Consider the following 21410-nt stretch of genomic DNA (forward strand, 5'->3'; position numbering starts at 1 on the left):
CGCGGTGTGATGCCGAAGTCCGAGACGAGGAACTGTGCGTACCACCACACGCCGCAATACATCCATGCTCACCGTCGCAGCCCTGGCCGGAGCGCTCGCCAGCCTGTCCGTGTCCGGGCCCGTCACGGCAACGGAAGGTGACGGGCACGCCGTCGGCGTCCGATTCGACCTCGCCGCAGACATTCTCGGCACCACCGTGATCGACGCGGACGCCATCGTCGGCAGCGCCACCGCCCCGCCGAAGCCCGGCACCGACAGCGGACCCGCGATCGAGGTCGTCCTGCCGACGGCCGTCGGTGTGTCGGCCAGCGGGACGGTCGAGGAGGTGTCCGTCACCAGATGGCCGTACCACAGCACCGGGTCCGGCACGGTCAGCGACCTGGCCGTCAGTGTTCTCGGCGTACCCGCGCTGACGGTGACCGCGGCTTCCGCCTCGGTGAGCTGTGGAGCGGACCGGCGGGCGGCGGTGGAGACGGCGCTCGACGGGCTGACCGTGTTCGGTGCAGCCGTCAGCCTGCCTGTCGAAGGGTCACCGATCACGTCGAGCCGGCCGCTGCCGGTTACCGGGCTGACCGGCGCGCGGCTGACCGCGAGCGTCACCGGAACCGAGATCCGCGAGCTCGGCACCCGCGTCACCGCCGCCACCGCCGCCACGGCGACCTTCGAGATCACCGGCGACACGGCCGATGGCTCGGTCACGGTTCCGGCCGGCACGGTGACCGTCGCCGAGGCAGCGTGCGTGCGGCCGACACCGCCGACCGATCCGACATCACCAGGACCTGCGGGTATCGACACGCTCACCGACTCCACGTATCACAGCGCTGCCACTCCCTGGATCGACTCGGTCAACCCCGGTGAAGGAACCGCCGCCGGCGGCACCACGGCGACGGTCAGCGGCACTGGCTTCGTTCCCGGGCAGACCCGGGTGACAATCTGCGGCCAGACGCTCGGGCCGGAGGTCGTCACGGTCAGTGGCGCATTCAACGTGTTGACCTTCCCGACTCCCGCCTGTGAGGCCGGCACGACGACGATTTCCGTACGCACCCCGGTCGGCACCTCCAACGAGATCGCATTCCGGTATGTCGGGGAAGGACCGCCGGTGAGCGAGGAACCGGGCGACGGCACATCGGATGACGGCCTTCCGGTCACTGGGCGCACGCTGGGTCCGCTCGTTGTCAGCGGCCTTTTGGCGATCCTGGTTGGCGCCGCACTGCGGTTCGCCGCCGGCGGAAAACTCGAAGCAGAGACGAGACGGATCGGCGACGCTCACCCGCAGCAGGCAATTCCGTATCAGCCGCCGACCGAGTAGATGCTCCACGGCCAATGGTCGCCCTTGTGTTGACCGACCAGAGTGAATCCGGCTTCTTTGACAAGATCGTCGTAGTCCGGCGAGTAGTAGATGACCGTGACCTCCTTCTGGTTCTTCCGTGCCGCCGAAACCAGGTTGTTCATCACTGTCGTGAAGACCGGTGGACCGAACGGCGAGAACAGGTACACGATCAGATTATCGGCGGGGGCGACGAAGTCGGCGGCATCGATAGCCAGCAACTCGACCTCGGCGGCCGTCAGCGGCCCGGTGTAGCTGCGCAGGTTGTCCTCAGCCTGCCGGATGAAGGTAGGCGAGAAGTCGACACCGATGACCTTCTTGTACGGCTCACCGGCCGCCAGCAGCACGATCCGGCCCTTGCCGCAGCCAAAATCGATGAACACGTGATCCCGATGCTCGATGCCTCCGACGCTCGCCATCATACGCTCGAACTCGCGTCTGCGGGTCGGCAGGTAGTGGGACGCCTCTTCCATGTGCGGCCCGACGCCGTCGATATCAGCGAGACCCACGATCCCATTGGTCTCGGTGCCAAATGTCTCGTCGAAGCGCTCTCGCCTTTCGTGGGATCGGATCCGGATGTATTCAATACTGTCGACAACAGATTCTCGGAACGTCGAGGTACGCAGTGTTTGTCGGAAAATCTTCCAGTCGGTACGCAGATCGGCGAAGATCGGCACGTCTCACCTGCACATCAGGGTGATGGAGTCGGTTGAGCCCGGCTGCCATCTGACGACCGGAACGCTAGTCCATGATCGGACCAGAAGGAAATGCTGTCCAGCAGGATTCACCGTACGGCCGGCCAGGAAAATGCCACCGGACAGTGGTAGCGTACGAGCCCCCGCACGTGCATATCCGAGAAGGACACGTGCCGGTCCGGCAAGGAACAGCCCGGTCGAGACCTACGTCAAGACCTACCAGCCGGCCGCCCGTCCAGCCAGTCAGCCGCCCGTCCAAGGCGGCGGCCGAGATGGCGTCCGGCGGGTCGCGTATCGTGGGGAAGCCGTCTGCCGCCGTCGAGGAGCTGCGACCTGATGATCTCCGCAGACCCTGCCGCTCCCGCTGGGCATCGACTGCAGGCCGGGCACCGACTGGAGACCCTTCACGGTTCGGTCGTTCTGCCGACCTTCCTGCCCGATGGCACGCGGGCCTCGGTCCGCGCGGTCGACAGCCGTGACCTGGCAACAGTGGGGATCCAGGCGGTGATGGTGAACGCCATGCACCTGGCCCAGCGCCCCGGGCTCCAGGCCGTCCGACGGGCCGGCGGGCTACACCACTTCATGGCCTGGGACGGTGTGATCGTCTCCGATTCCGGCGGGTTTCAGATCCTCTCCCTCATCCGCAAGCGGGGACAGACCGGATCAATCCGATCAAACGGGGTGACTTTTCAAGAGTCGCCGGACACGAAGAAGATCGTGCTCACCCCCGAGAAGGTAATCGAATGGCAGTTCGGCCTCCGATCCGACGTGGTGATCGCCCTCGATGACTGCACCGGCCCGGAGGACTCCCCGGCTCAGCAGCTCGCTTCCACCGAGCGCACGATCCGCTGGTTCCGGCAGGCCCGACAGGCGTACGACCTCCAGTGTCGGCAGCGCCGGGCGGCGGAGCCGCCCCTGTTGGTCGGGGTGGTCCAGGGCGGCACCGATCCGACGCTGCGCCAACGCTGCGTCGACGCCCTCGTCGAGTCGGGGGCGCAGGGGTTCGGATTCGGCGGCTGGCCGCTGAACTCCGCTGGCGAGTTGGAGCGCGACATGTTCGCCCTGCTCGCCCGGATCACGCCGCCCGACGCGCCGCTGTTCGCCCTCGGAGTCGGCCGGCCCGAGCATCTGGTCTCGCTCTGCGAACTCGACACCCGATGGATCTTCGACTGCACGATCCCGACCCGGGATGCCCGGCACGGCCGCCTTTACGCGTTCAAGCCTGATATCGCCAGCCGGCAGCTCACTCCGGATCGGAGCTTCTACCAGAACATCTACATCCTTGACGAGGAAAATTCCCGCAAGGACCAGCCAATCTGCCCGACCTGCGACTGTCCGACCTGCCAGCGGTACAGCCGCAGCTATCTGCACCACCTGTTCCGGGTGAAGGACGGACTGGCGGACCGGCTCGCCACCCTGCACAACCTTCGCTTCTACACCCGCCTGCTGGAGATGATCCGGTCCGGCCAACTGGCCGGACCCGCCACACCCGAGCCGGGCGGGCGGGGATGACCGGCCGGTGACCACACCTCCACCGGGCCAGGTGCCGGACGACGGTCAGCCACTGGCCAGCCTGCGACCAGCAGGTACCCGCCCGCCGGACGTCGCCGCGTCCGCAGCACGAACGGCCGGACCTCCCGCCGTTCACAAGGTGATCACCCGGCTCACCTCGGCCGCCAAGTACCGCGACATCCACCCGGAGACCATTGTCGACCTGGTACGGCGCGAAGGGCGGGGCACTGGCGACGCGGCCGAGCTGGAACGGCGGGTCCGGGCCCGGTTGCACAAGGTGGCCGCGTTGCATCTGCTCACCGCCCGGCCACCGGCGCTGCGACGGGCGATCGACCGAGCCGATCTCGACGATCCGCAGGTCCGGCGGGACTGGTGCCGGCAGATGCTGGGCGGCCACTTCTCCACCGCCGAACGTCTGCCCGACCTCGACGACTTCTACCCGGTCCTGTTCGGACTGGTACCGCCACCCCGGACGGTGGCGGACATCGCGTGCGCGCTGAACCCGTTCACGCTGCCCTGGCTGAGGCAGGTCAGCGATGCCCGGTACGTCGGCTACGACTTCAACGCGCTGTTCGTCGCGTTGGGTAACGCGTTTCTCGGGCGGGCATACCCCGAATGCGAGATCCGGCACGAGGATGTGCTCGCCGACGGCCAGCCGGTGAGCGCCGACCTGGCGCTGCTGCTCAAGACGTACCACTGCATGGAGGGACGCCGTACGGGTGCCGGGCAGGCGCTGGTCGACCGGCTGGACTGCCGCGACGTGGTGGTTTCGTTCCCCACCCGGGCCATGAACGGTCGAGCCGCGGTCTTCGTGTCGCGACATGTCGAGGAGCTCTCCGAGCTGGCCCGTGATCGGGGTTGGCGCTTTTCACGAGCCAGCCTGGCGTCGGAGGAGCTGGTAGCGATCCACAAGGGGTGAGCCCGGTGGCCTCAGTCCGTCCAGAGCCGCTCGACGATCGCGACGGTCTGCTGCCGGGTACGAGGCCGGTCAGCTAGACCATCCATGGCACCCCATGCGCTCGCGTACCAGGAATCCTCGGTGATTCCGCGGTCGGTGAAGCGGCCGGTGAGCGCACGGCACACCCGGTCGATCCGCCCACACGCGTCTTCGACGACCGCGCCGGCGAACGCCGCCGAGGGGGTCTGGTTGTCGCCCTCGAAGAAGAGCAGCCCTTCGGCCGCCGCCGCGGCGTGGAAGGCGTCCTGCACCTCCCCGTCGGCACAGACGAACTGGAAGAGGTTGCCGTTGCCCGCGATGTCGATCGGCACGCCGGTGCTGGCAAACGCCGACCGCGCGTGGGCGATGAACGACTCGCCGGCGGCGCGGATGGACCGTTGCGGTCCGCCGGTCGCCATCCGGCGCAACGTGGTGGTCGCGGCCGCCAACGTGGTCGGTTCGAAGTACGAGGTGAACGAGACGTCCTGCAACGGGGTGAGCAGGTCTGCGTCGCCGCCTACCGCCGCAACCGGTGAACCGTTGGCCAGGCACTTCGCCACGATCCAGACCGCCGGGTCGAGCAGCTGGGTGGACAGACCGGCCCGGTACCGCAGGCCGACCTTGACCTCGTCGGCGATGACCGGGACGTCCGCTGCCCTGGTCAGCCGGCTGAACTCGGCATACCAACGCTCACCCAGGTGCATGTGGTCGGGGGAGATGACCACCGCGGCCACCTGTGCTGGGCGGCTGAGCCATTCAGCGAGCACGTCGAGATCAAAGAGGAACTCGACGATCCCGTGCCGGTTGGGGGTGAACGGCTCCTCGCAGTGCCACATCGGGTCGTACCCGTGGTATCCGGCGCTGAGGACGATCGGCCGGTCCCGAATCTCTCGAACAGCGCAGGTCACCGAGCGGAGCGCGGCGGTGCCGGTCCGGTAGAGTCCGACGACGTCGCCGCCGAACACCTGCCGCAGCTGGCCGGTCAGGTCGTCCAGCGTCGGGCTCCAGGCGGTGCCCACCCCGCTGCGGCCCCGGGCCGCCTGGGCGATCGCCTCGGCGACCTCCTCGTCACCGTGACCGAGGACGACTGAGCCTCGGGCGTTGTCGAAATCGATCCACTGCCGACCGTCCGGGTCCGTCAGGTACGCCCCCGACCCTTCGACGAAGACCCGGGGGCGTCCGTCGGCGTCCCGGGGGCAGGTGGGCTCCTGCGCCAGTAGGTTGCGCGCGCCGATGTCGATGGTCATTGACTCCGCTCGTTTCGCTCCGTGCCGACAGGTGAGTAGGACAGGTCAGGTTCGATCCCGAACTCCCGGCGCAGCAGCCGGTGCGCCATCCGCAGGGCAAGGGCCTGGATGGTGAGTGTCGGATTGACACCGCCCGGGTAGGGCATCACGCCGCCGTCGACCACCATCAGATTGGTCAGTCCGTGCACCCGCCCGTCCGGGTCGGTGACCGACGTACGCGGGTCGGTGCCCGCGCGACACGTCCCGTGCAGATGGGTGCTGCCCATCCAGAAGTACGATGACTCGCGCCAGGTCAGCTCACAGCCGGCGGCCCGTAGAATCCCCTCGGCTCGCCGTTGGAGGTACTCCAGACGGGCACGGTCGCGAGGGTGGGGCGAGTAGTCCATCACGATGTCCGGTAGGCCGAACCGGTCGACCCCGCGACTGAGGGACACCCGGTTGTCGAGACCGGGCTGGTCGGGTACGAGGCACTCGAGTCGCAGAATCTGCTCGTCGGGGCGCATCCGAACAGCTTGCTCCGGACCGGACTCGATGATCAGACCGCCGAATCCACCAGGTGCGTCATCGGCGGTGTAGTAGTCGGTGATCGCAGCGGAGGAGAACGGTCCCGGGCCGGCGGCAGGTCGGTCGTCGGACGGAGTTGCCGGCGGGTCGGCCCGCCGGTAGCCGAGCACGTACCCGCTCATCTTGAGGCACAGGCCACGGCCGACCATGTCGTGATCGTTGCCGAGACCATGCGGGCTCAGCTTGTCGATGGAGCGCAGCAGCAGCGCTGCGCTCTGGACGGCGTTGCCGGCGACCACCACGTGGCGGGCACGTAGCACATGCCGGTTGCCGCTGTCCATCCGGATGCACTCGACACCGTCCACGCTGGTGGCGTCCCGGCGCCGGATCCGCACGGCCTTCAGCCCGGCGAAGAGACGCAGACCGGCCTTGCGGGCCGGGTCGAGGAACACCGTGACCGCGTCGCCCTTCGCACCCCGGTCGCACTGGTTCGAGATACATGGACGTTCCCCACCGCATGGCGGCCGACCCTGGTAGGGCGTGGTGGTGATGGCCAGCGGGGTCGGGAAGGGATGCAGGCCGAGAGAGCGGGCCGCAGCGTTGATCACCGCGCCCTCCGCGGTGGTCTCGACAGGCGGCATCGGGTAGGTAGGGTCGCTCGGCAGGCTCGGGTCGTGCCCGCCCCCGGCGATGCCGAGCGCCGACTCCACCAACGCGTAGTAGGGCTCGATCTCCGCCACGGTCCACGGCCAGCGCAATGGCAGGTCTCCGGGACCCAACCGGGTCTCCGGGTCGAAGTCCACTGGACGATGACGAAACGCCGCGCCACCGAAGAAGACGGTCCCACCGCCGACGTTGCAGGTGGACCAGGGATTGCCGGTCTTCTCCCACAGACCGCTGTCCTGCCGGATCCAGGCGGTCTCGGCATTCATCTCGATGTCGTCGTAGCTCACCCAGGGATCGACGAAGGGGCCCTGTTCGACGACCACGACGTCGAGACCGGCACGTTGCAGGGCCCACGCGGTGATCGCGCCGGAGGCGCCGCTGCCGATCACACAGACGTCGGCGACCCGGGCGATGTCGTCCGCGGTCGGCTCGGGGCCGTACCGCAGCCGGGTCGTAGCATCATCGTGACCGGTACCGAGGTCGACTGAAACGCTGATGAGAACCTCCCGGGTTTGATCTACGTGCTGCCCGCTGTGGTCATGTCCACCGCACCGGCTGCCAACTCTTCGAGCGTCTGCCGGACGGTGAACACCTGCCCGGTGTGCCCCCGTCGGCGGGCAGCCGTGGCAGCCCAGGCCACCAGCCTGGCGGCGGCTGTCGTGTCGTCGGGTGCGTCCGGGCCGCCCATGTCGGTGGGGATCCAGCCCGGGTCGACCGCGTTGACGACGACGTCCTGGCCGCGCAGGGCGACCGCCAGGTTGACGGTCATGACGTTCAACGCGGCCTTGGACATCCGGTAGCCGGTAGCCTCGCCGTCGGCAGTACCCGGGTCGGCGTCGTCGGCGGTCACGTTGACCACGGCGGCCCCGCCTGCTGCCCGCAGCAACGGCAGCAGCGCGCAGGTCACCAGCAGCGGACCGACCGCGTTGACGGCGAGCAGTTCGTGGACCGCCTCGGCGGTGATGCTCTCCGGCCCGGCATCGCGTCCGTCGAGGAAGACCCCCGCGTTGTTGACCAGGCCGGCGAGGGAGCCGCCGGTGTGGGCGGCGACCAGTTCGGCGGCCGACGCGATACTCGCCGGGGAGGTGACGTCCAGCGGTACGTGGGTGACCCGGCCACCGCTGCGGCGTAGCGCCTCGGCCGCGGCGGCTCCGCGCTGATCGTCGCGGCAGCCGAGCAGGACCGACCAGCCGGCGTCGGCCAGCAGGGCAGCAGCGGCAAACCCGAGGCCACGGTTACTGCCGGTAACCAGAATATGACTCCGGTCAACTTCGCCGGCTGAACTCGCCGGAGCGGCACTCGGTCCCCGTTGCCCGGTCACGTTCCGCTCGCCGTCCCGGCTCCGACGAGGGCGGCGCGGTAGCAGTCCAGAATCCGGTCCCGGGTGGCGGCGAGATCGAACGTGCTCGCCGTGGCGGGCTGGGCGGCGCGGAGCTGGGCGACGACCGAGTCGCGGTTGGCGAGTACCCGCCGAACGACTTCGGCGAGCCCGTGCACGTCACCGGGATCGCTGAGCAGATCGGGGCAGGCCGAACCGATGGTGCTGCGCAGACCGCCGACAGCGTACGCCGCCACCGGGGTAGCCGTCATGATCGCTTCGATCGCGCTGCCGCCGAGTTCCTCGTGGATGGAGGGCATGACCAGGGTGTCCACCAGGGCAAGCGCGGCCGGCACCTGGTCGTGCGGGAGAAAGCCGGTGACCACGAACTGATCCGTACGGCCGGCGTCGGCGATCTCCCGTTGCATGCGCTCCCGTTGCGGGCCGTCACCGACCACGAGGAAAGTCGGAGCGAGGTCATCGAGAAGCTCGGCCAGCCGCAGCAGGTCCGGCCAACCCTTCTCATGCGCGACCCGGCCGACGTACCCGATGAGCGGCCGGCGACCGGTCAGTCCGTGCCGCTCGGCGAACGACGCCGCCTCGGTCGCGGTTGCCGGGGTGATGTCGACTGCGTCCGGGTTGACCACGATGCTGGACCGGTCCAGGCCGGTCGCGGCGCTCACCACGTCAGCGGTCCGGGCGGTCAGCGTGCTGACCCTCGCCGCGCAACGCAGAGCCTGCCGTTCGGCCCGGGTGACCATGCGGTGCGCCATGGCGTCGACCGCCGACATCGGCTGATAGACCGACAGTCGGGAACAGTGCAGGGTGAGTACGTAGGGCACGCCCAGGATCCGAGCCGCGACCCGGCCCGCGATCAACGGCCAGATCTGACCGTCCGCGTGAACATGGACGACGTCGGGGCGCCAGGTTCCGCGCCGCAGCCGCAGACACTCACGGATGGTGGCGATCAGCCAGGCCTGTCCGAGACCCACCAGTCCGGTGATCTCGGAGCGGACCTGCGGCAGCGAGACTCGGGCTATCCGGACGGTCAGCCCTGGCTCGATCTGCTTCGTCGGCGGCAGCCCGGGGAAACCCAGGGTCAGCACCAACTGATCGACACCTGCCCTGGCCAGGCTGCGGGACAGCGCCAGGATCTGGACCTGCATACCGCCCACCGGATCGAACTCCGCCGGCCAGTGGTCGACGTAGTCGTGATGGAAAAATGGGGTCAGCCGAAGCACACGCACGACGCTATCCAGTTCTCCTGAAAGAGCGGCGGAAGCTACCTTTGAATGACGTAGACCAGCTCGTTGCCGATCTCCAGCCGCCGAAAGCCGTATGACCGCTCCCGGGCCTGCGACTCAAAGCCCTGCGAATAGTTCTGGAACATCCCTTTCGATCGCTGACCGAGAGATCTGGTCGGAAAGGTTACCACGATAATCGGCGAGTTGACAAGATCGATCGCTTCCCATCCCGATCCTCGGCGCTGAGTTTCCAGGCAGGGCAACGTCTTAAGCAGTAGCGTGACATCGGTCGGCTCGTCAACCCGATCCTCAAGGATGTCAGCCACCCCCACCCGGTGGTCCACACCCAATCTCGTCAGGACGGACCCCACGAAGCCGATCAGGCGGGCGTCGATGTCAGATGCGACGTACACGGCCTGCTCGGGTAGCCCCATCCACGGCACAGCCAGCGGGTTGAGCCCGCAGGCCAAGTCACGCACCGTGTTCGGCTCGGGCAGCTCGCGGAAGACTTCTCGGTAGAACTCCGCCAGGTGTGGCAGTCGCTCACGGGTGGAGAGATGCACCGACATCGCACGTCGGAGGGCCGCGTGGACCGCTTCGTCGTCTCCGGCGTCGACGGCGGAGTCGATCTGCCGCAGCAACGCTGCGTAGTTGGGCGGCTTGGGCGGCAGAAACGCACCGTAAATCTCATGCAGCCCGCGCTTGGTACGTTTCACCGCATCGGGAACATCGCCGCGGGCCGCGACGAGCGCGGCCCTGGCCAGCCGCCGCACGGTAGCTGGAGCCACCGTCTGGTACCTCCGACTCTTCACGATGGCCTGCTCGATCTCGTCGACTCGGTCATCGGCCGCAGATTGCGTCATTGATCGATCCCTTTCGAATCGCTGGACCGGCAACAATCAGAGATATTCCCCGACCGATCACCGCATCGCCCCGCTAGCCATTCACTATGTACTATAAACCTATAATGCGGACATTGCGCAATATTTCGGAGCGCCGATATTAGGGCCACAGGATCACGCCCGTAATGATCAGACTGTCCAACAAGCCCGTCTTGGGGGTTTTCTTCAAGTCGACACTGGTAATTGCGTCTGGCACACTAGGCCCAGCCGATGATCCATTGGTTGCCGCAGTCCCGGCTCGGGGAGGAAGTGACGTGACCCATCTTGCCGCCAATGGCGGCCCCCCTATACGTTTGCAGCAGTGGCCGCCGTGGCCCGCTCCCGCACCCAGTGCCCTCAATGCGCTCAATGAGGTTCTCCATTCCGGCCGCTGGGCAATCAGCGGACCATATCAGGGAAAGCAGAGCTTCGAACGGCGCTTCGCGGAGGCATTCGCCGCGTACCATGAGATCGCACACTGCGTGCCGACAGCCAGCGGAACGGCCAGTCTCATGGTCGCGCTCGAGGCATGTGGGGTCGGGGCTGGCGACGAGGTTATCATCCCTGGCCTCACCTGGGTCGCCAACGCCTCCACTGTGGCAGGGGTCAACGCGGTTCCCGTACCGGTCGACGTCGATCCCTTGACTCTATGCCTCGACCCGGCGGCCGTCGAACGGGCGATCACCCCGCGAACCGCAGCCATCGTCGTGGTGCATCTCTACTCGGCCGTGGCGGACCTGGACGCGCTGACCGCGATCGCGAAACGGCACGACGTCGCACTGATCGAGGATTGCGCGCAGGCCCACGGCGCCCGCTTCCGTGGCCGTCGGGTCGGCACGTTCGGCGCCTTCGGCACCTTCAGCATGCAACACAGCAAGGTGCTCACCAGTGGCGAAGGTGGCGCCGTCATCACCGGCGACGACGCGCTCTCCCGGCGTGCCGAGCATCTACGGGCCGACGGTCGCACGTACACGGCGCACGAGCCCGCCGTGGGCGAGATGGAGCTGGACCAGACCGCAGAGCTGATGGGCAGCAATCGGTGCCTGTCCGAGTTCCAGGCGGCGGTCCTTCTCGGCCAACTCGAGCTGCTCGACGAGCAGAACGAGAGGCGACGGGCCAACGCCGCGCTCCTCGACGACGGCCTCGGGGCGCTCGGCATCCGGCCGCAGGTCTCCTCACCCGGCACGACCGAGCGGACCTACTACGAGTGGGCGGGGCGGATCGAGGACGACGAGATCGGGCAGCTCGGCGTCGGTCCGATCGCCTCGGCGGTCGCGGCCGAACTCTCCGGCGCCGGCATCTACACCAGCTACCCGCCCATGAACCACAACCGGCTCTACCGTCCCGCCACCCGGAGCCGGTTCAAGGCTGTCGCCGGGCTCGACCTGACCGGCTACTCACTTCCTGTCGCCGAGGACGCCGGCCGGCGGGTGGTCACGGTCCATCACTCGGCACTGCTCGGCGACGAGTCGGACGCAAAAGACATCGTTCGGGCGTTCGAGAAGGTGTTCACGCATCATCGGGAACTACGCGGCTGACCCGGCGGAATGGACGGGTCAGCCCGCCCACCCACCGTTCAGCCGTGACGAGGAGGTACCGGCTTCGGCCTCCGCTGGAAAGGGCCCCATCCAAGGGTTGCAAGGACCCGTGACGAAGGGTTTGCGTATGAAGGTCGAGATACGTTTGGGTACGGTTCGGTATCCGTTCCGGCTCGGCACCGATTGTCTCGGCACCATCGTTGAGGACCTGGTCGACATGTCGGCCAGCCGGCTTCTGATCGTCTGCGACAGCAACACCGGCCCGCTCTTCGGTGCGGAGCTGGTCGAACGACTCTCCCCCCGAGTCCCGGCCAACCTGCTCATTCACCGCGCCGGGGAACCGTACAAGGACCTCCAGGCCGTCGGCACGCTCGCCGAATCGGCACTGCGGCTCGGCGCGGATCGCGCCTGCGTGGTGGTCGCCGTAGGTGGCGGCGTGATCGGCAACATCGCAGGGCTGATGGCCGCTCTCCTCTTCCGTGGAATCCGCCTCGTGCACATTCCGACGTCGCTGATTGCGATGTCCGACTCGGTCCTCTCCCTGAAGCAGGCCGTCAACGCGAGCGCCGGGAAGAACCTTATCGGCACCTTCTACCCACCGGAGTGTGTTCTCGCCGACACCGCGATGTTGCGGAGCCTGCCGTTGCGGGAGACAGTCTCCGGCCTCTGCGAGGTCGTCAAGAATTCGCTGGCAGTCCGTCCCAGCATGGTTGAAATGCTACGGGCCTCGCTACGCCGGGACGGGAACTACGACAACGAGACGATGTACCGGATCATCTCCGAGAGCATCCTGGCGAAAGCCTCGGTGAGCATTGACGACATGCACGAGTGCCGGGCCGGGCTGGTACTCGAGTACGGCCATACGGTCGGCCATGCCATCGAGTACACCGCGGCCGGTGAAATCTCCCACGGACAGGCGATCGGGCTCGGCATGCTGGTCGCCGCCGAGGTGTCCCGGCGGCTGGGCCACCTCGACGACGAAACGGTCGCGCTGCACCGGGAACTGCTGGCCAGAGCCGGAGCGGCGGTGACCGTTCCCGCCCAGGTCGACCTCGACGAGGTGATGCACCGGCTCCGCTTCGACAACAAGCGCGGTTACCTCAGTGACCTGGCCGAGAGTAGTGCCATGGTCCTGCTGCGCGGGCTCGGCGAGCCACTGTGGCACGACGGGCGTCCGCTGGTCCCGGTCCCGATGAAACTCATCGGCGAGGTGATCGGCGAGCTCGCCCGCCCTGAGCTGCCGGGCTTCGGACTGAGCATGTCGACCGGTGCGGAGAAGGTACCGGACGCGGTGGGGGCTACCGATGGTTGAGCGGGTTGGTGTCGCCATCGTCGGCGGCGGATTCATGGGCGGTGTGCACGCCGACATACTGACCGCCGACCCCCGGGCCGAGCTGCGGTGGGTGGTGGACCGGGACGAACGCGTCGCGGCGGACCTGGCCACCCGTACCAGCGCACGCGTCAGCACGAGCCTCGACGACGCGCTACTCGACGACGCGGTCCGCCTGGTGGTGGTGGCCACGCCGGCGGCCACCCACCAGCCGATCGCGGCGCAGGCGATCTCCGCAGGTCGGCACGTCCTGGTGGAGAAACCGCTGGTGCTCTCCGCCGAGCACGCACGGAAGCTGGCCGCCGAAGCCCGCAACCACGGCGTGACACTCGCCCATGGTGGCAACTTCGGCTACGCCCCGAAGTTCGTCCGGGCACATGAACTTGCCGCGGACCGGGATGCGCTGGGCACCGTCCACTCGGTCCGGGTCGTCTTCCGCACCTCCGGCCCGGACGCCGACTGGTTCCGCTCGAAGGCGACCGCTGGCGGCGGCGCCCTCACCGACCTCGGGTGGCATGCGGTGGAGCTGTGCCGCTGGATGCTCGGCAAACCGACCATCCGAGCGGTCACCGCCTGCACCCGGCAACTCAGCGCGACCGGCGACGTCGAGGACCAGGGTGTCGTACTGATCGAGTTCGCCGACGGCGCGATCGGACAGTGCGACGTCTCATGGGTCTGCCCCGGCGGCGAGCAACTCACGGTCGAGGTGATCGGCACCGAAGGCCTGGTCCGGGCCGATTTCTGGCAGGGCATGGGCGTCGAGGCCTACACCAACACCAAGTTCGGCGCGGTGTGGGAGCCCAACCAGGGGTGGTTGCGGCCCGAATGGGAGTGGATCCGCAACAGCGGGTACGTACACCAGGACCGTCAGGTGCTGGACGCGATACTCGCGGGCCGGCCGATGACACATACCCCTGACGACGCGATCGCAGTCGTCGAAGCGCTCGAAGCCGCATACCGCAGCGCGGAGGACGGACGGAAAGTGGAGTTGAATGACTGAAGGCAGCGCCCCACGAGGCGTCCTCTCGATGACACCGTTCTACCTGTACGCCGACCACCAGAAGCTGTGGCAGCCCCGGTTCGACCCGATGGGCGGCATGCACGTGCTGGGCCATGCGATCGTGACGGAGATGGCCCGACGGGGGTTCCCACAGCGGGTTCTCACCATGGCTCCACCCGGCGTCCCGAAGGACCTCCAGACCGCACCGAACATCAGCGTGCACGCCCGCCGGCTGCCCGTACTGCCGATCCCGTCCAAGCTCGAGGGCTACTTCGGGCTGGTCGGAGCGTGGGCCAAGGCGAGCCTCCTCTACGTGGTACGCAACCGGGAGCAGCTCCGGCGCGAGATCGGCATCGTGCACGCGCACTGTGACGGGTCCGGGTCAGCGCCGACGTACGCGTACGCCGCCGCGAAGGTGCTCGACGTGCCGATCGTGTCGCACATCTATTCCTGCCGATCGTTGACCCAGCACCCGACCACGGTGTTCGAACGAGTAGTCGACCCGCTGGCGAAGTCGGCCGAGAAGTACGTCATCCAGCGCTCCGGAGCGGTTCTGACCCTCAGCGACAAGGTGCGTGAGCAGATCCGGGACGAGTTGCACGTACCGGACGACCGTGTGCATCGGCTCGCCCACCTGGTGACCGACAAGTTCGTCGGTCACGATACGCCCGAACGCCGAGAGGAACTGCGTCGCAAGTTCGGACTCACCGACGACAAACCGACGATTCTCTACGTCGGGCGAATATCCTCGGAGAAGGGCGTCGACTGGTTCGTCAGGACCGCGGCAGAGGTAGCCAAGCGACGTGACTGCCGATTCCTCATCGCCGGCGACGGTCCGCAGCGCGCGGACATCGAGGCGTTGGCCCGCCAGCTCGGGGTCGCCGACAACCTGATCATCACCGGTTTCCTGCTCCCCGAGTACATCCCGTCGATCATCTCGCTCTCGACGCTGGCCGTCCTGCCCTCGCAGTACGAGGAGCTGGGCGTCGTGGTACTCGAGTACATGTTGATGAGGCGACCCGTCGTAGCGCACGACGTCAGCGGGGTACACAAGCTGGTCGAGCACATGAAGACCGGTGTGCTGGTACCGCCGTTCGACCCACCGAAGCTCGCCGACGCCGTCGAGATGGTTCTCGACGACCCGGAGTTGGCCCGGCGCCTTACGGAGAACGCCGAACCGATACCTGCGCGGGAGTACTCACTCGCGTCCGCAGGTGCTCGCCTTGAGGCGATCTATCTATCCCTAATGGAGGAGTCCTGAGATGACCGTCCCTGACAAGATCGTCACCGGTGTCGCCTTCCCGCCATCGTTGCTGGCAGAGACCCCGCCGATCTCCGTGGCGACCTTGACGGCGTACCTTCGCGGCAAGGGCATGCCGGCCCGAGGTCTGGACCTCAACGCGGACTTCAATGAGTACCTGCTGAGCCGAGTCGAGATCGAACAGGTTCAGGGCACGGAGAACATCCATGAGTTCACCAAGCCCTTCATCAAGCAGTTCTTCCTGAATCACATCACCGGCAACTACTTCACCGAGACCGACTTCGAACAATGGGAACTGCAGCAGCAGTGCCGGGTGGCGCCGGAAAGTCTTTCAATCTGGGACCCGCCGTTCCCGTTCTCGTACTGCGAGTTCCTGTCGATCCTGCGAGACGAACCGGAACGTGTCGCGAAGCTGGTCCGGGACCCGGATGCGAACATCTACCACGCGTTCTACCGGGAGAAGGTCGCCGGCCGGGCCGCCGAACTCGGCCTCATGGGCTTCTCGATCATGGGCTACAACCAGGTCATCCCCGCGCTGACCCTGGGCTACCTGATGAAGCAGGAGAACCCGGATCTCTACATCTGCTGGGGTGGGCCCTGGGTGACCTCCTTTGCCGACATGCTCATCCCCCGCCTGGAGTCCTGTCCCGAGCTGGGCGACCTGATCGACGCGTTGGTCGTTCGCGAAGGCGAGGAGCCTCTGCTGAAGATGGCCGAGGCGCTGTCGCGGGGTGAACGGCCGGTGGGTATCCCGGGCGGCTGCAAGCCGATGTCCGAGCAGAGCGTGCTTGACACGAAGCCGGTCGGCCGCAAGCTGCTCCTGGAGATGTCGAAGCCTCGGGAGAATGTCCCCAACACCCACTGGCGCACCGAGAACGGCAGCTACGAGCGCAGCGGCGACATCTCCTGGGTCGCCGACATGAACCAGATCCCGACTCCCGACTACAGTGACTTCGACCTGTCGCTCTACACCACGTTCCGCGAGGGTCAGGGCAGCCTGGTGCTGCAGGGTTCACGCTCCTGCTACTACATGAAGTGTTCGTTCTGCAACGCGATCACCAACTTTGCACCCTGGAGCTACCGGGAACGCAGCACCGAGAACATCGAAAAGGACATCGACACTTTTCTTGAACTGTATCCTGGTGTCGTACACTTCGACTTCGCGGATGCGGTCTTCCCTGCGAAGCGGCTGGTGGAGATCGCCGACTTCTTCATCGCGAAAAAGCGGCCGGAGTTGTTCTGGGAGGTCGACGTCCGCTTCGAGGGCAACATCGACAAGGCCGTGCTGACCAAGATGCGTGACTCGCAGGGCACGCTCCGCTTCGGCCTGGAGACGGCAAACGAACGACTGCTCGATCTGGTCCGCAAGGGCAACCGGATGGACGTCGTCCACCGCTTGCTCCAGGACAGCCGGGAGTTGGGCTACAAGCCGTTCCTGATGACCATCGTCGGCCTGCCCACCGAGAATCGGGACGAGGCTGAGGAGCTCTACGAGTTCCTCAGTAACTACCACGACACCGTGACCTACCAGATCGCCGACTTCATCGTTGAACGAAACTCCCCCATCCAGCTACGGCCAGACGAGTACGGCATTCACATCGACGAAGACGAGCAGCAGAGCTTTCATCACAATCTGCACTTCTCCCGTCGCTCCGGGTACAGCGACGAAGAGGCCCAGGAGGTCTACCGCGACATCCTCGTCCGGACAATGCAGCGGTTCAAGGGTGCCCAAGAAGTCGATGTGGAGCAGGAACGTTCCCGGGTCGCACCAGACGACTCCGTGTACCGGCTGAGCCTGCGCGCCGGATCGTTCGCGCTCGAAAACTACTGGGTGAAGCACAACAACATGCCGTTCGACGGACTGGTTCCCATCGGTTACAAGGTCCAGCAGCAGTGGACCGACATGACAGACAAGGGCACGGTCTTCGAGATCGACCCGGACATCGCCCTCGGGGCCCTCGCCGGGGCAGGTAGCCACGGATGAACCAGAATCTGGCGATCCTCGGTGGCGATCCGGTCCGGACCCGGCCATGGCCCGAGTGGCCGCACGTCGGTCCGCAGGACGTGGAGCGGCTCCGCGGTGTGATCGAATCCCGCAACCTCGGCGGCATCCCCTTTCCGAACACCCTGCACCAGCAGTTCGCCGAGCAGTTCACCGGCAGGCTGGGTGCCAGGTACGGGGTGCTGATGGCCAACGGCACCGTGAGTCTCTCGGTGGCGCTGCGGGCGCTCGGGGTGCACGCTGGCGACGAGGTCATCACGACCGGCTTCACCTGGATCGGGACGGTCGCCGGCATCGTGCACGTCAACGCGGTACCGGTGCTGGCCGACATCTCCGACGACAACTGGTGTCTCGACCCGGCCAAGGTCGAGGAGTCCATCACCGACCGGACCCGGGCAGTCATGGTCGTTCACCTGGGGAACCAGGTCGCGGACATGGATGCCCTGCTGGACATCTGCCGCCGGCACGACCTGCTACTCATCGAGGACTGCGCACACGCGCATTTCGCTCAGTGGCGCGGACAGTGTGTCGGCACCATCGGTGACGCCGGCAGCTACAGCTTCGAGACCAGCAAGATCATGACCTCGGGCGAGGGTGGCTTCCTGGTCACCGGCAGCGAGGAGGCCTTCCACCGCGCCATGTCCCTGGTGCACGTCGGCCGCAAGGAGGCACCGCACGACAGGTTCCCGGGGCGGGTCTTCGGCTGGAACCATCGGGCCACCGAGATGCAGGCGGCCGTGCTGCTCGGCCAGCTCGATCAGTACGACGCCCTCGACGAACAACGCACGGCGATGGCGGAGCTGCTCACCAAGGGGCTTACCGAGATCGGCGGGTTCCTCCCGCTGCCGGAGGACCCGCGGGTCACCCGGCGGCAGCGGTATGAGCTTCTCTTCCGTTTCGACACCGACGCGTGGGAAGGGCTGCACCGGGACAAGGTCCTGGAGGCGATCCTCGCCGAAGGTGTGGAGTTCGAGGGAAACACCTTCTACCCGCCGCTGCACCGTGACCCGTTGTTCCACATCACCGCCGACGACTGGCCGGCGATCCGGGACCGGTACGGCGACAAGATCTCCCCGGACGCGTTCCACCTGCCGGTGGCCGAGCGGGTCGCCTTCGACGAAGCGGTGTGGATTCACCACTCTCTGCTGTCGGTCGGACCGGAGGACGTACAGGACATGCTAGACGCGGTCGTGAAAGTCAGGAACAATCTGGGCGCATTACGGCAGAGCCTATGATCGGTTCATGGCGCTGACGAAGCTCGGGCAGGCGGAGGCCAAGCCTGACCGGACACTCGATACCTTTCCGATCGCGGACAGCTCGCAGGAGATCACGATCGACTGCCGGGAGTTCACCTGCCGCTGCCCCATCACGGGGCAGCCGGACTGGGCGACCATCCGGATCGACTACCGTCCGGGTGACCGGGGTGTGGAGACCAAGAGCCTCAAGCTGTACCTGGAGACCTTCCGGGACGAAGGCATCTTCCACGAGCACCTGGCCACGAAGATGCGTGACGATCTGGTAGCCGCCCTCGATCCCGTCTTTCTCAAGATCACTGTCGACTTCAACGTCCGTGGCGGCATCGCGCTGGCAGCGTCGAGCACGTACCAGCGCTGACTGTCAGCGCACCGAGCGGGGCGACGAGACGGCGATGGCTCGACAGTTCCTCAGCGGAACGTCGACCACCGCCGTCTCGCACTGTCCGGGTCAGTCCTGGGCCGGAACGAGGACCGGCTTGACCCGGCGATCCCGGTTCACCACCTGCTCGATAGTCGCCTCGATCAACATGTTCGTCCGCTCGTCATCCCGCAACAGACCCCCGAACGCCTCCTCAGCGAAGTCCAACTTCCGCTCCTGCGTCAACTCCCCACCCGACCGCGACACCAGATCCGGCCGATCCACGACCACCTGACGCACAGCCTTCCGGAACGCCGACAACGCATGATCCACCGCAGCCTCGTCAAAAGCCATCGTCACCAACTGCGTACCAGAATCCTCGAAATACACACCGTACTCATGCGCCGTCCGATAAATCTCCCAACCCAGATCATCATTCGGCAGAACCACATCAAACATCAAATCCGGCCCACCAACCCAATTCGGAATACCCTCCCCAACCAGAACATCCCGCATACCATCCGCCAACCGCCGCCCCATCGCCTCAGCGTTCCCATAAACACCCGGCGTGTCCAAAACATCCAACACCGCCAACGCAGCCGCCATCGGCGGAACCTCACGCGTATACGTCCCCTGAATCCCCGACACATCGTACGCGTCAATGATGTCCCGCCGACCCATCACCGCAGCCAATGAATGACCATTCGCCAACCCCTTACTCACCACCACCACATCCGCCGGCACCCCCAACCCGTGCACACCCTTCGGACCCGCCCGGAACCCCGTATACACCTCATCCATCATGAACGGCACACCATAGCGCCCACACAACGCCGACATCCGGCGATAGAACTCAACATCGAAATACAACAACTCAGGCGAGACAAGAACCCCCGCCACCTCATCACCAAAGGCCTCCAACATCCTCCCCAAGGCCTTCTCGTTGTACCCGAAACCCACCACACCAGTCGTCTGCTGATAACCAAAAAGCTCCGACGCCAACTGCCACTCATGCCACCCGTGATACCCACAAGACAAAACCAGCTCCCGACCCGTCGCAGCCCGAGCCAACCGAACCGCCATCGCGGTCCCCTCGGAACCAGTCTTGTGGAACACCACCTTCTCCGCACACGCATACCGCTCGCACAACCGCTCCGCCAACTCCACCCGCGGCACCGACAACGTCGAAGCAAACGCCGTACCAGAATCCCGAATCTGCCGCACGATAGCCTCAACCACCGCCGGATGACGGAAACCGAGGATCACTGCCGCATCGGCGCCCGTAAGATCGACATATCGCTTCCCGGACAAGTCCGTCATCCAGGCACCCTCAGCATGTGCGATGACCGATGGATACCTGCCCGATATATCGTACTCTTCCGCAGCCGTCGTCCGACGTGCCCGCGCTATCAGTTCACCGTAGTTCATCTGCCCATCACGTCATTTCACATCGTGGTCGGCGGGCGTCCGGCCAACTCCGGTCCGCCCCGATCGAATCAGAGGAACTCGTCCAACAGCTGGAAGTAGGTCAGTTTGTCCTGGTCGACGGTCGTGCAGCCGTACCGTCGGAGGAAATGCTCGGCATGCGCCTTCCCGTAACCCCAGACGTCGTCCTGGCCGATGTTGTACAGCGCCAGTGCGAGGTCCGTCCACCGGTCGGCGACCCCGGCCCGATCGACATCGAGAATCCCGGCCAAGGTCAACGTCTCCGGGTCCACCAGCACATTGTCGAGGCAGAGGTCACCGTGGCAGACGACAAGGTCGTCCTCAGGTGGCGGCGTCAGCCGGCTCAACTCGTCCCAGAGTTGCTGGGCCGTCCATCCTTCGTGCGACTGATCCATGTCGTCGAGGTCCAGGGCGCCGAGCGACATCGAAACCCGCGCCTGGTGGATCAGCTGGGCCAACCGTCGCTCGAACGGGCACTGCTCGACTGGAAGCCCGTGCAGCATGCTGGCGACTTCGGCGACGACATCGATCACCCGCCACCGCTCGTCCGGACTCCAGTGGCGGGCTGCCGGCCGCCCCGGCAACCTACGGGTGACGACCCATTCCAGTTCGTCGTTGCGGCCGAGGGCCACCACCTCCGGGACGGGTAGTCCCTGGTCGGACATCCAACGGAGACGTTCGGCCTCTCTGGTCGGGCTGAACCTGTGGTCGTCAGGATGTCTGGGTGGTGTCGTCTTCACATAGAAGCAGGGCTCCGCACCAACACTGTAGACGGTTGCGCCTGACGAGCGCTCGCCCAGACAGACCCATGGATCGCTCTTTTTACCCCAATCAGCCACTGGAATCGGTGCTGCTACAACCATCTTGGTGGCCCGCATCGAACTACGG

Annotated in this window: 18 protein-coding genes; 10 read left to right on the forward strand and 8 right to left on the reverse strand. The window is 66.4% G+C overall.

What is annotated here, in order from left to right; genetic code table 11:
* Positions 1 to 64: 64 nt before the first annotated feature.
* Entirely contained in the window at positions 65 to 1309 is a 1245-nt protein-coding gene (locus O7543_RS19380; protein WP_281552543.1) for an IPT/TIG domain-containing protein, read from the forward strand.
* Here the strand turns inward: O7543_RS19380 and O7543_RS19385 are convergent.
* Positions 1291 to 2004 carry a class I SAM-dependent methyltransferase gene (locus O7543_RS19385; protein ID WP_281552542.1) on the reverse strand — a complete coding sequence of 238 codons (714 nt, stop codon included), beginning with the start codon at positions 2002 to 2004 and terminating at the stop codon, positions 1291 to 1293. The genes O7543_RS19380 and O7543_RS19385 overlap by 19 nt on opposite strands.
* 354 nt (positions 2005 to 2358) lie before the next feature.
* On the opposite strand from O7543_RS19385, the gene O7543_RS19390 reads away from it, so the two are divergent.
* Both O7543_RS19390 and O7543_RS19395 read left to right on the forward strand, forming a co-directional pair.
* The gene (locus O7543_RS19390; RefSeq protein WP_281552541.1) at positions 2359 to 3534 is read left to right on the forward strand and encodes a tRNA guanosine(34) transglycosylase Tgt; all 1176 of its coding nucleotides are present in this window, start codon (positions 2359 to 2361) and stop codon (positions 3532 to 3534) included.
* Between the two features lie 7 nt (positions 3535 to 3541).
* Complete coding sequence (locus O7543_RS19395; RefSeq protein ID WP_281552540.1) at positions 3542 to 4453, forward strand: hypothetical protein; 912 nt, start codon at positions 3542 to 3544, stop codon at positions 4451 to 4453.
* Positions 4454 to 4464: 11 nt separating this feature from the next.
* On the opposite strand, the gene O7543_RS19400 is transcribed toward O7543_RS19395, so the two are convergent.
* The 5 genes from O7543_RS19400 to O7543_RS19420 form a co-directional block, all read right to left on the reverse strand.
* On the reverse strand, positions 4465 to 5718 hold the full coding sequence (locus O7543_RS19400; RefSeq protein WP_281552539.1) for an aminotransferase class III-fold pyridoxal phosphate-dependent enzyme: 1254 nt from the start codon (positions 5716 to 5718) through the stop codon (positions 4465 to 4467).
* On the reverse strand, positions 5715 to 7277 hold the full coding sequence (locus O7543_RS19405; RefSeq protein ID WP_281552538.1) for a GMC family oxidoreductase: 1563 nt from the start codon (positions 7275 to 7277) through the stop codon (positions 5715 to 5717). The genes O7543_RS19400 and O7543_RS19405 overlap by 4 nt, the downstream gene beginning before the upstream one ends.
* Positions 7278 to 7405: 128 nt before the next feature.
* Complete coding sequence (locus O7543_RS19410; RefSeq protein ID WP_281552537.1) at positions 7406 to 8209, reverse strand: SDR family NAD(P)-dependent oxidoreductase; 804 nt, start codon at positions 8207 to 8209, stop codon at positions 7406 to 7408.
* Entirely contained in the window at positions 8206 to 9453 is a 1248-nt protein-coding gene (locus tag O7543_RS19415; RefSeq protein ID WP_281552536.1) for a glycosyltransferase family 4 protein, read from the reverse strand. The genes O7543_RS19410 and O7543_RS19415 overlap by 4 nt, the downstream gene beginning before the upstream one ends.
* 35 nt (positions 9454 to 9488) lie before the next feature.
* Entirely contained in the window at positions 9489 to 10313 is an 825-nt protein-coding gene (locus O7543_RS19420) for an Rmt family 16S rRNA (guanine(1405)-N(7))-methyltransferase (protein ID WP_281552535.1), read from the reverse strand.
* Positions 10314 to 10477: 164 nt separating this feature from the next.
* On the opposite strand from O7543_RS19420, the gene O7543_RS19425 reads away from it, so the two are divergent.
* From O7543_RS19425 to queF, 7 genes are all read left to right on the forward strand, one after another.
* Entirely contained in the window at positions 10478 to 11869 is a 1392-nt protein-coding gene (locus O7543_RS19425) for a DegT/DnrJ/EryC1/StrS family aminotransferase (RefSeq protein ID WP_281552534.1), read from the forward strand.
* Positions 11870 to 12014: 145 nt separating this feature from the next.
* Positions 12015 to 13181: a 2-deoxy-scyllo-inosose synthase gene (locus tag O7543_RS19430; protein ID WP_281552533.1), complete on the forward strand. Its 1167-nt coding sequence runs from the start codon at positions 12015 to 12017 to the stop codon at positions 13179 to 13181.
* Complete coding sequence (locus O7543_RS19435) at positions 13174 to 14199, forward strand: Gfo/Idh/MocA family oxidoreductase (protein ID WP_281552532.1); 1026 nt, start codon at positions 13174 to 13176, stop codon at positions 14197 to 14199. The genes O7543_RS19430 and O7543_RS19435 overlap by 8 nt, the downstream gene beginning before the upstream one ends.
* A 28-nt stretch (positions 14200 to 14227) precedes the next feature.
* The gene (locus O7543_RS19440) at positions 14228 to 15460 is read left to right on the forward strand and encodes a glycosyltransferase family 4 protein (protein ID WP_281552531.1); all 1233 of its coding nucleotides are present in this window, start codon (positions 14228 to 14230) and stop codon (positions 15458 to 15460) included.
* Position 15461: 1 nt separating this feature from the next.
* Positions 15462 to 17444 (forward strand): radical SAM protein, encoded by a 1983-nt coding sequence (locus tag O7543_RS19445; RefSeq protein WP_281552530.1) that lies wholly within the window; start codon positions 15462 to 15464, stop codon positions 17442 to 17444.
* On the forward strand, positions 17441 to 18697 hold the full coding sequence (locus O7543_RS19450) for a DegT/DnrJ/EryC1/StrS family aminotransferase (protein WP_281552529.1): 1257 nt from the start codon (positions 17441 to 17443) through the stop codon (positions 18695 to 18697). Before O7543_RS19445 ends, O7543_RS19450 begins: the two co-directional genes overlap by 4 nt.
* 7 nt (positions 18698 to 18704) lie before the next feature.
* Entirely contained in the window at positions 18705 to 19076 is a 372-nt protein-coding gene (gene queF, locus O7543_RS19455) for a preQ(1) synthase (protein ID WP_281552528.1), read from the forward strand.
* 90 nt (positions 19077 to 19166) lie between these two features.
* Here the strand turns inward: queF and O7543_RS19460 are convergent, their stop codons facing one another.
* Together O7543_RS19460 and O7543_RS19465 are read right to left on the reverse strand one after the other, a co-directional pair.
* Entirely contained in the window at positions 19167 to 20504 is a 1338-nt protein-coding gene (locus tag O7543_RS19460) for an aminotransferase class III-fold pyridoxal phosphate-dependent enzyme (RefSeq protein ID WP_281552527.1), read from the reverse strand.
* A gap of 68 nt (positions 20505 to 20572) precedes the next feature.
* A complete protein-coding gene (locus O7543_RS19465; protein ID WP_348650025.1) occupies positions 20573 to 21400 on the reverse strand; it encodes an APH(3') family aminoglycoside O-phosphotransferase in 828 nt (275 codons plus the stop codon).
* Positions 21401 to 21410 lie beyond the last annotated feature (10 nt).

Origin of the sequence: Solwaraspora sp. WMMA2080, from assembly GCF_027497395.1 — a bacterium.
Taxonomy (GTDB): domain Bacteria; phylum Actinomycetota; class Actinomycetes; order Mycobacteriales; family Micromonosporaceae; genus Micromonospora_E.